We start from the raw sequence: 10,314 nt of genomic DNA, 5'->3' as shown, positions 1-10,314 counted from the left end.
AGGGGAGAGCGTTTTTAACGCTCTCCCCCTTTTTGTTGTGGAAAATTCGTCTTTTTATTCCTGCGCCGCGAACAGTCCGGTGGACAGATACCGGTCGCCGGTGTCCGGCAGGAGGGTCACGATGGTCTTTCCTGCGTTCTCCGGCAGCCGGGCCAGCCGGATGGCGCCTGCCAGTGCTGCGCCGGAGGAAATGCCCGCCAGCACACCCTCAGCCCGACCCAGCGCACGGCTGGCCTCAAAGGCCTGCTCGGTGGTTACGGTGAGCACCTCGTCGTAGGCCTGCTGGTTCAGCGCGGCAGGGACAAAGCCCGCTCCGATGCCCTGAATCTTGTGAGGGCCAGCCTTTCCGCCGGACAGCACCGGCGAATCCGCAGGCTCCACAGCAGCCACATGGATGGCCGGGTTCTGCTCCTTCAGATAGCGGCTTACGCCGGTAATGGTGCCGCCGGTGCCCACACCTGCCACAAACAGATCAATCTGGCCGTCGGTATCCTGCCAGATCTCGGGACCTGTGGTGCGGTAGTGTGCATCCGGATTGGCCGGATTCTCAAACTGGCCGGGAATAAAGCTGCCCGGGGTCTCACTGGCCAGCTCCTTTGCCTTTTCAATGGCGCCGGTCATCCCCTTCGCGCCGGGGGTGAGCACCAGCTCGGCCCCGTAGGCCATCATCAGCTGCCGCCGTTCCACAGACATGGTATCCGGCATGACGATGATCACCCGGTAGCCCCGGGCCGCTGCCACAGAAGCAAGGCCGATGCCGGTATTGCCGCTGGTGGGCTCGATGATGGTGCCACCCGGGCCGATCAGGCCCTTGGCCTCGGCGTCATCCAGCATGGCCTTGGCCACCCGGTCCTTCACCGAACCGGCAGGGTTAAAGGATTCCAGCTTTGCCAGCAGTACGGCATTGAGGCCCAGCTGCTGTTCCAGGCGGGTGAGGCGAAGCAGGGGAGTGCGGCCGATCAGCTGGTCTGCCGCGGTATAGATCTTAGACATGGTTCATTCTCCTTTATCTGTTGTGTGATCTGTTTTCTTGTGTCCGGGATGGGTATTTTCCGCCCTGCCCGGTCAACATCGCGCCAGGCCCCCGGCCGCTGCGCAAATACTCAGTCGTTTCATTGCACACGCCGCCTTTCTATGAAAAATGAAGATAGAGGTATGATACACCATATTCCCTATCCGGTCAATAGGATATTATGTCTTTTTCTGTTTTGTTGGTTTTCAAACATACCACAACAAGCCAACCGGGTATACTGAATCCATAAGCTGTTTGAGAAACCGCCCCGCCGGGGCATGCAAGGAGGAAACACTGCTATGATCCGCAGAATCATCAAAATCGACGAAGCTGCCTGCAACGGCTGCGGTGCCTGTGCCGCGGCCTGCCACGAGGGGGCCATTGGCATGGTAGACGGCAAGGCCCGCCTGCTGCGGGACGACTATTGCGACGGCCTGGGCGACTGCCTGCCCGCCTGCCCCACCGGGGCCATCTCCTTCGAGGAGCGGGAGGCAGCGGCCTATGACGAGGCCGCTGTTCTGGCCAACAAGGCGAAAACCGGCGCACCTGCTCACACCGGCTGCCCCGGCAGCCGCAGCCGGGTGCTGAATGCCCAGCCTGCCGCCGCTGTACCCGGCCAGGAGCCTGCCAGCTGCCTGCGCCAGTGGCCGGTGCAGATCAAGCTGGCGCCGGTGAACGCCCCCTATTTTGAGGGTGCGGACCTGCTCATCGCCGCCGACTGTACCGCCTATGCCTATGCCGGACTGCACAGCCGGTTCATGGCCGGACGGGTAACCCTGATCGGCTGCCCCAAGCTGGACATGGTGGATTATTCCGAAAAGCTGGGAGCGATTCTGGCCGCCAACAACCTGCGCAGCCTGACCGTGGTGCGCATGGAGGTGCCCTGCTGCGGCGGCATGGAACACGCCGTGCAGCGGGCGGTGGCCGCCAGCGGCAAGCCGCTGGACGTAAAGGTGGTCGTGATCAGCACCGATGGCCGCATTCTGAAAGAGTCTGTTTGAGAAAAAGCGCAAAAGCCGTTTTGGCTTTTGCGCTTTTTTCCTGCGGGCAGGGCTCAGTCTCCGACCCGCTCAAAGCGCCAGGTCTGGTCCGCGTACGGGTATTTTTCCCGGTCCACCGGGCCTGCAAACATTTCGTAGGGGCGCACCCACAGGCCGCCCTCCCCGTACAGCGGCCGGTACACCACCAGCCGCTCCTCGGTCTCGCTGTGGCGGGCAACGCCCACCACCTGATAAAAGTTGCCTTTAAAATGTCGGTAACGCCCCGGCGTGATCTGCCGTTCTTCCATCCGGTTCACTGCTCCTTTTCCACTGCGGGCTGCTCCAGCCCGGCCATCTCCCGCCAGCCGGTGCCCCGCCGCGCCCCGGCAGCCAGGGCCGCCAGCTCTCCGGGCAGCGGCGCACGGGGTTCTGCTTCGGGCGGATCGGTGCGGCCGGGGGCCAGATCCATAAGCCAGTAGCTCACACCCTGCCAGCCGTTTTTCAGCCCGCAGCGAGCCTGCCGTCCCTCGCACACAAAGCCGAAGCGCTCATGAAAGGCCTCGCTGGCCGGATTTGGGTCCGCCAGCACCGCGTAGGCATTCCAGTAGCCCTGGCGGCACAGCGCCGCCAGCAGCGCATGATACAGCATGCTGCCCACGCCCAGCCGCCGGGTCTCGGGGGCAAGATAGATGGTGGTTTCGGTGTCCCAGGCGTAGGCGCCGGTGCCGTAGCGCCAGGGATGGGCACAGGCATAGCCCAGCGGCTGGCCCAGAGCGTTCTCCGCCAGGAAAAAGGGCAGCCGGCGGCAGAGAGCGCGCATCTCCTTGCGGTAATCCTCCAGCTTGGGCGGCTGGTACAAAAAGGACGCGGTGGAGTGCAGTACATAGTGGCTGTAGATGCCCAGCACTGCCTCAGCGTCTGCCGGGCGGGCAGGACGCAGCAGCACAAAGCGGGCTGGGTCAAATCTGGCGGCCAGCGCTTCTTTTTCCTCTTTGCTGCACTTTTTCAGCGCCGCTTCCCGGCGCAGAGCAGCACTTTTATCCTCCAGCAGCTCGGCATAGGCCAGCGTTTCGCCGCCAAAGCCCCGGGTGTATTTTGCGCCCTTTCCGCCCGCATGGGTCCGCGTCCGGCGCAGCAGGTCATTGGTCCAGCCGGTATACAGCGCCCCGTTGGCGCAGCGCATCATGTATACATAGGCAGGAGCGGCAATATTGCGTTCTTCCATGGCTGTTTCATTCCTTATATTGCAATGTTACTTTTTGCCGCCCCGCAGCACAAAATAGCAGGCGGCGATGGCATCCTCTTTGGTTTCGGCGGTGATCAGAAACCGGCTGGCGTGGCAGAAACGCAAAGTGGAAATGCCCGAGGACTTGCGCAGATGCTCCTCCGGCTGGCCCGCCCAGCCCATGGGGAAGGGCTTCTTGGGCCGCTTGGTCAGCCGGTCGTTCACACACTGGGCCGACCAGCCGCCCCGTTGGCTGGGATAAACCACAAACAGCGCATCACTGCGATAGAGGGCATTTTTCCAGGGGGCATAGCAGGGCAGGATCACAATGCCGTCCCGGCTTTCCTCATAGGCCTTCTGCACCAGTGCGTCCGCACGGTTTACCGCCCGGGCCGCCTCGATGTTGTTCTCCAGAATCACCTGGGCAAAATCCACCGCCCGGGCAAAGCAGGCATCCGGGTCCTGGGGCTGATCCCACAGGGGATTGAAGCCACCGATGGCATCCGCCAGCAGGCAGCTCTCGCCGGTGTTGTCGTTCAGATCCAGCGGCTGTACGAAATTCTCGTCCAGCAGGCGGGCCTGATTTTCCCCCACCAGCTGCGCGCCAAACTCCTTCCACAGCAGGCCGAAGGCCGCATAGGGAATCCCGTTGGGACGCTCGGCCCGGTCTGCCGCATGATGATCGAAGGGGCCGTTGCCGATGTCGTACACGATGCCGTCAAAATTTTCCGGCACCGCAAAACCGCGGGTCACGGTAAAGTCCGGCCGCAGGATGCGCAGCAACGCGGTGCTGAACACATCGTCGGCGTGGAACTTGCCGCCGTGGGTAAATCCGTTTTTGGGTACTTGCATGCTCATGGAATCCATCCTCATACTTTTTATTGTTATACCCTTTCAGTATACCACATTCCCGCAAGACCCGACGCAAAAAGTGGCAGACGCTTTTCCTGTGCAGCCCCTTGCAAACGTGTTATAATGAAGGCAAAGCCCCGCCGGGCGGGGCAGCCAAGAGAGGGGGACCCATCCTATGCCCGTAAAAACCAAACGCCCCTTTGCGTTGGGAATGATTCTTCTGGCCATTGCCGCGCTGGCGGCGCTGGTCGTTGCCATCGTCCTGCTGATCGGAGGTATTTCCGGACTGGCCATGCCTCATATGACAGCCCCGGAACAGATCCGGGCGGTGCTGCTGGATGACACCTGGGCCGGATATTTTGACGAAAGTCACACCCGCGCCGAGCAGGAGGCCTTCCTGGCCAGCACATTGGATGAAGCTGCTGCCCAGGGAGCCAACACCGTGCTGGTGGCCGGGTCTGTGCCCGGGGGCGGCGTGCTGGCCCGTAAACTGGAAAATGCCGAGACCGCGCCCATGGTAAGCGAGTCCGACAAATTCTTATCCTCTTTCGACCCCATCCGGATACTGATGCAGCAGGCTGCCAAACGGGAGATGCTGGTGGCCCTCTACCAGCCGGAGGGCGTTTCCCTGAAGGACTGGATGACCGAGGCCGCGGACCGATATGGCCTGACCCTATATGCGCTGAGCGGCGAAGGCGTCAATGCTCGCTACACCGCCGGAGAACAGCCGGAGCTGGTCCTGGCCCAGAAAAACCCGGCGCTGGCCGCCGCTGTATGCCAGCTGCAACCGGGCACCGGCGTGGTGCTGGGCAGCCTTTCCGGCCTGGTGAACGGCGAGGAGAGCGCGGCCGTGACCCTGCAGTATCTTTCCGGCGACGGACTGCCCGACATCGCCCAGCAGCAGTTCAGCCAGACACTGGCCATCGTCTCCCCGGACCCGGCCAGCAAGGTCTACACCGACACCATCTTTTTGATGGGTACCTCCGACCCCAGCCAGCCCCTGACCGTGAATGGCCAGGAGGTGGAGCGCTACGGCTCCTATGGCATGTGGGGGCTGGAGGTAAGCCTTACCGAGGGCGATAATGTCTTCACCGCCCAGCAGGGCGAGACCACTGCCTCCATCACACTGACCAAGCCCGCACCCAGCACCGGGTCCGGCAGCTCCGGCGGCAGCCAGATTGTCTCCGACGGGTCGGTAGCCGCCCAGCCGGGCCAGCTGCTTCGTGTCACATCAACCCTGGCCAGCGCCCTTTCCGATTATCAGGACACCAGCACCATTGCCATGACCGCCTATGAGGGCGCCGTGGCCCAGGTGATGGACAGCGTCTCCTTTGTGAATGGGACCACCCGTACCTATGCCTACCAGCTGCCGGACGGCAACTACATAAAAGCATCGGACTGCGAGCTTCTGGAGGAGGGAACCGCCCAGGCGGCCTTTACCGGGCTTTCTGCCAGCGAGGAGAACGGCAGCGAATACCTGACCTTTGCAGGCAACGGCACGCCCTATTACAGTCACACCTGGGAGGGCAACGAATTCACCCTGCATTTTTATTCCGCCACCTTCTCGGGCGAATTTCCTCAGAGCTTCGGCTTTGTGGGCACCAGCGTGACCGTGGAGCCGGAGGAAAACGGCTTTGCGCTGCACATTACCTTCCAGGACAGCGACCCGCTGTGGGGCTATTTCGTGGATTATACCCAGGAGGGCGGCACCCGCATCGCCCTGAAGCATCAGCCGGCCATCCGCGCGGTTTCCACCGCAAGCCTGCCGCTGGACGGTGTAACCGTTCTGCTGGACCCGGGCCATGGCGGAGACGACATGGGTGCGCCCGGCTCCCCGGTGGAGGATTTTCCCCAGGAGAGCGAGCTGAACCTTTCCGCCGCACTGGCGGCCAAGTACCGGCTGGAGCAGCTGGGGGCCACCGTGACCATGACCCGGGACACCGACGTATTCTACACTCTGGCCGAGCGGATGGAGATGCTTAACAGCCAGAAGCCGGACTTTTTCATCGCCATCCATCACAACAGTGCTGCGCTGAATTCCGATCTGAACCAGGTGGGCGGCACCGAGGCTTACTGGTTCTACACCGAGGGCAAGCCCCTGGCCACCGCCCTTTCGGCAAATGTAAGTCTGGCCACTGAGCGAAACGACCGGGGCCCCAAATACTCGGCCTTTTATGTGACCCGCTCCAACATCTGCCCCGCCGTGCTGCTGGAGCTGGGCTTTGTGAGCAATCCGGCAGAGTACGAGAGCTGCGCCACGCTGGAAGGCCTCTGGGCCGAGGGCGGCGCCATTGCCCAGGCTGTGCTGGACAGCATGCCCGACTGAATGTTTTAAAAAATGCCCGCTGGAAATCCAGTGGGCATTTTTTATTTTGCTGCTGAAAGATACCCCCGCCCTCAGTCGTATTCCTGGTGAAAGCGCTTTTCCACACCACAGCAAAGGAAGTGAGCGATACGAATACTCCCATGGACCGCCGCCAGGCAGAGCGGCTGGTGAATACCTATTCCGACCTGATCCTGCGGCTGAGCTATACCTATCTGAAAAGCACCGCCGACGCACAGGATATCTGCCAGACCGTTTTTCTCAAGCTGCTCACCAATCCCCGGCATTTTGAAAGTCCGGAGCATGAAAAGGCCTGGATCATCCGCACCGCCGCAAACGCCTGCAAAGACCTTTTGAAAAGCCACTGGCGGCGCACCACCGTGGCCATGGACGAGGCCGCGCCTGTGCCCGCGCCGCCGGTGGAGGAGGGAAGCCTGCTGGCTGCCGTGCAGCTGCTGCCGCCCAAATACCGGGCGGTAATCTATCTGTATTATTACGAGGGCTACGCCGCCAAGGAGATTGCCCGGCTGCTGGGCGAAAACCCGGCCACCATCTCCACCCGGCTGAACCGGGGCCGGGCGCGGCTGCGCACCCTGCTGGAACAGGAGGAACTGGCATGAAGACCTATCGGGAATCCATGAACGAGCTGCGGTTTTCCCCGCAGCAAAAACAGGAAATGATCGACCAGCTGATGAGCCAATCCGTCCGGCCGCCCAGAGGGCGCGCCATTCCTCTGCGGCGAATCTGTGCCCTGGGCGCGGCCGCAGCTCTCGCCGGCGCCCTTTGTCTGGGTGCCGCGGCCAGCGGCGTGCTGAAGCCCGCCGCTCAGGCCTTTGGCGCAGTATTCGGTACCGCCCCCGCCCAGACCGAAATCATCGACCGGATCGGCCGCCCGCTGGACGCCCGGGCCACTGTGGACGGGGTCACCGTGCAGGCCGATGCCATCATCGGCGACACCTACAGCTACGCCATCGTATACTCCATCTACCGGGAGGACGGCCAGCCCATCACTGCGGACCCGGACCCCAACCGGGACGGAGCGCTGGCCCTTCGCTTCGGCGATTGGGACACCGATGTGGGCCACATGGGCGGCATGCACGGCACGGCCTGGTTCTTCGACGAGGACCCGGCCGACAATGCGGTGCAGTTTGTACAGCTGCTTACCGCCGACGCGCCGCTGGAGCCGGGCACCGCCACCGTCCACCTGACCGATCTGAAACAGGGAATCGGCGAGGACGCGGCGCTGCTGGCCGAGGGCAGCTGGGAGCTGCGCTTCGATTTCGCCTTTGAGGACAGCTCTCTGGAGCTGCCCGGCGGCCAGAGCTTCACCGTAAACGGAGCATCTGCAGTGCTGAACAGTGTCGCCGTCTCTCCACTGTCGCTGCGGATCGACTACACAGTGGAAACCGGATTGAGCAGCTCCTCTGGCACAGCAGACAGCACCCCCACCCCGCAGCCGGTCTTCCTGACTCTCACCGACGGCAGCCGCATTGATCTGACCGGCTTCGGCGGCGGCGTCCGGCCGGAAGGGGACAGCCTCCGCTGCGAGCTCAGCGGCGTGTTTGACCAGATTTTCCCGCTGGATACCATCGAAAGCATCACCATCGGGGAAGTGACTCTTCCGGTGAACAGCCAATAATTTTGAATAAACCACCATCCATTATGCAAAAAAGGACCTGCCCGACTGGGCAGGTCCTTTTGATTTGCTTTTGTGCCTTGATCAGGCGGCAGTGGAAGCGCTCTCGGCGGCTTCGCTGGAAGCAGCCTCGCTCACAGCGCTCTCAGCAGCCTCAGAGGAGGCAGCCTCGCTGGCAACACTCTCGGCAGCCTCGGAAGAAGCAGCCTCAGAAGCAGTGCTCTCAGCAGCGGTGCTGGCAGCTACGCTCTCGCTCTCGGCAGTGGTGACCTCAGTGGGCTCGCCGATGTAGGCGTACTGCAGGTACCAGTAGCCGTAGGGGCTGTGCCAGCTGCCCTTCAGGGAAGAGCTCTGCAGCCAGAAGTCATTGTAGAAGGCCAGGGGGATCATGGCGTAATCTTCCATGGCGATCTCTTCTGCGGCGTGCAGGTTGGCAAAGCGCTCGTCCTTATCAGCGATCTTGGTGTTGTCCATCATTGCATCGTATTCGGGATTGGAGTACTTGCCGTCGTTGTTGCCATTGCCGGTCATGAACAGCTCCAGCATGCTGGAGGGATCGTTGTAGTCGAATACCCAGCCGTTACGGGCCATCTGGTAATCGCCAGCGCGGCGCAGCGGGGTGAAGGAAGACCATTCCACAACCTCAACATCCAGGTTGATGCCCAGAACTTCCTTGTAGCACTGCTGCAGGTACTCAGCAACTGCCTTGTGGTAGCCGGAATCGTTGGTGGAATAGGTGATGGTGGGGAAGCCCTCGCCGTTCGGGTAACCGGCCTCAGCCAGTGCCTCCTGGGCCATGGTCTTGGCGGTCTCGTAATCCTCGGGAATCCACTCGCTGCTGGACTTGTCCATGTAGGCGCTGCCGTCCGCATCGGTGATGCCGGGGCCGGTCAGCTTGTAAGCGGGGGAGTAGGTACCCTGCATCAGGTTGTTGGCCACATAGTCGCGGTCGATGGCCAGGCTCAGGGCCTTACGTACATTCACGTCGTTGAAGGGCTCAATCTGGTCGTTCATGCTCAGGTAGTAGGTGCCCATGATGGGATCAACATAGAAGTCGCCGCCATCTTCGGCCTTGGTCAGGCTGGGGATTTCCTCGGTGGGAACGTCCTTGATCAGCTGGGCCTGGCCGGTGGTGTAAGCGGTGTAAGCAGCGGTGGAATCTTCCATCAGCAGGAAGGTGATGGTTTCAGAAACGATCTTGCTGGTATCCCAGCCGCCCTTGTAGTAGGGGTTCTTGCTGAACACAATCTGCTGACCAACGGTCCACTCAGTCATGTAGTAGGGGCCATTGGAGACGTAGGTCTCGGGAGCGGTGGCCCAGGCATCGCCGTTGGCTTCGATGGTCTCCTGCTGCACGGGGCTCAGGGTAGCGAAGGCAGCCAGCTTATCGAAGTAGGTGCAGGGGTAGCTCAGGTGTACCACGAAGGTCAGGGGATCGGGAGCTTCCACCTGCAGGGCATCGGGATCGCCGTTCATGGCTTCGTCGTAGCCAGCGATCATGCCCACGGCAGTGGCGGAATAGGGAGCAGCGGTGTTGGGATCAGCAACGCGCTTGTAAGTATAAACGAAGTCGGTAGCATCCAGATCGGTGCCGTCGGACCACTTCAGGCCTTCACGCAGGTGGAAGGTCCAGGTCAGGCCATCCTCGCTGACCTCGTAGCTCTCGGCCTGGCCGGGCTGAATCTGGTTGTTCTCGTCCACGATCAGCAGGCCCTCGAAGGCGGTGATCAGAATGTTGGCGCCGTCAATGGCACTGTTCAGCGCGGGGTCCAGGGTCTCGGGGTTGGGACCTACCTGAACGGTAACGCCGGTAGCGGAAGCGGTGGAGCCGCTGGCCGCGGTGGAGTCGGTACTGGTAGCGCCGCTGGTTGCAGTGGAGCCGGAGCCGCCGCCGCAGGCAGCCATGCTGAAGGCCATCACGGCAGCCAGCACGAGAGCTAACATCTTTTTCATGGTTGCTTTCCTCCTGAATTTGGTTTTACCCTTTTCCACCCTGACCCCCGCAAGGGCCGGAGCAGAGTGTTTTTTTCACCGCGAACAATTGTGTCCGCTGCGATTGGCTTGCTAACATTGTAGCACTTTAGCCCAAAAAAGTGCAAGTACAATTTTGCCTTTGTAAGAATTTTGTCTTTTTTTATGAATTTTTCATGGGTTCATCACATCTTTTTGCAGCAATTACACGACGGTTTCCCCATCTTTGGACAAAAATCTTCGGATTTTACAAAACTGTTTGTAACTTTTTCGGAGCAGACAAAAAAATCCCCACCGCAAATGCGGTGGGGATTC

At 61.4% G+C, this 10,314-nt stretch carries 9 protein-coding genes; 4 read left to right on the top strand and 5 right to left on the bottom strand.

All coding sequences use genetic code 11. The features are described 5' to 3' along the window. Positions 1-54: 54 nt before the first annotated feature. Entirely contained in the window at positions 55-993 is a 939-nt protein-coding gene (cysK, locus tag PH256_RS14935; protein WP_087184847.1) for a cysteine synthase A, read from the bottom strand. 318 nt (positions 994-1,311) lie between these two features. Between cysK and PH256_RS14930 the strand changes: the two genes are divergently transcribed. Continuing rightward, positions 1,312-2,013, top strand: a complete 702-nt coding sequence (locus tag PH256_RS14930; RefSeq protein WP_270914795.1) for an ATP-binding protein — start codon at positions 1,312-1,314, stop codon at positions 2,011-2,013. Between the two features lie 53 nt (positions 2,014-2,066). On the opposite strand, the gene PH256_RS14925 is transcribed toward PH256_RS14930, so the two are convergent. The 3 genes from PH256_RS14925 to PH256_RS14915 are packed head-to-tail and all read right to left on the bottom strand — an operon-like array spanning position 2,067 to position 4,069. Beyond that, positions 2,067-2,300 (bottom strand): DUF1653 domain-containing protein, encoded by a 234-nt coding sequence (locus PH256_RS14925; protein WP_270914794.1) that lies wholly within the window; start codon positions 2,298-2,300, stop codon positions 2,067-2,069. A gap of 5 nt (positions 2,301-2,305) precedes the next feature. Then, on the bottom strand, positions 2,306-3,217 hold the full coding sequence (locus PH256_RS14920; RefSeq protein ID WP_270914793.1) for a GNAT family N-acetyltransferase: 912 nt from the start codon (positions 3,215-3,217) through the stop codon (positions 2,306-2,308). Between the two features lie 27 nt (positions 3,218-3,244). Beyond that, positions 3,245-4,069, bottom strand: coding sequence for an MYG1 family protein (locus PH256_RS14915; RefSeq protein WP_087184854.1), 825 nt, complete (start codon positions 4,067-4,069; stop codon positions 3,245-3,247). A 175-nt stretch (positions 4,070-4,244) separates the two neighbouring features. Here PH256_RS14915 and PH256_RS14910 point away from each other — a divergent pair, with 175 nt between their 5' ends. From PH256_RS14910 to PH256_RS14900, 3 genes are all read left to right on the top strand, one after another. Further along, the gene (locus tag PH256_RS14910) at positions 4,245-6,395 is read left to right on the top strand and encodes an N-acetylmuramoyl-L-alanine amidase (RefSeq protein ID WP_270914792.1); all 2,151 of its coding nucleotides are present in this window, start codon (positions 4,245-4,247) and stop codon (positions 6,393-6,395) included. Between the two features lie 140 nt (positions 6,396-6,535). Beyond that, positions 6,536-7,012, top strand: coding sequence for an RNA polymerase sigma factor (locus PH256_RS14905; RefSeq protein WP_087184851.1), 477 nt, complete (start codon positions 6,536-6,538; stop codon positions 7,010-7,012). Beyond that, positions 7,009-8,031 carry a hypothetical protein gene (locus tag PH256_RS14900; protein WP_270914791.1) on the top strand — a complete coding sequence of 341 codons (1,023 nt, stop codon included), beginning with the start codon at positions 7,009-7,011 and terminating at the stop codon, positions 8,029-8,031. Before PH256_RS14905 ends, PH256_RS14900 begins: the two co-directional genes overlap by 4 nt. 81 nt (positions 8,032-8,112) lie before the next feature. Here the strand turns inward: PH256_RS14900 and PH256_RS14895 are convergent, their stop codons facing one another. Next, entirely contained in the window at positions 8,113-9,981 is a 1,869-nt protein-coding gene (locus tag PH256_RS14895; protein ID WP_270914790.1) for an ABC transporter substrate-binding protein, read from the bottom strand. Between the last annotated feature and the right edge of the window lie 333 nt (positions 9,982-10,314).

The sequence above is a fragment of the Allofournierella sp. CML151 genome (assembly GCF_027853465.1).
Classification (GTDB): domain Bacteria; phylum Bacillota; class Clostridia; order Oscillospirales; family Ruminococcaceae; genus Allofournierella.
Note: the sequence above shows the minus strand (reverse complement) of the source record. Positions and strands in the feature narration are given on the sequence as shown.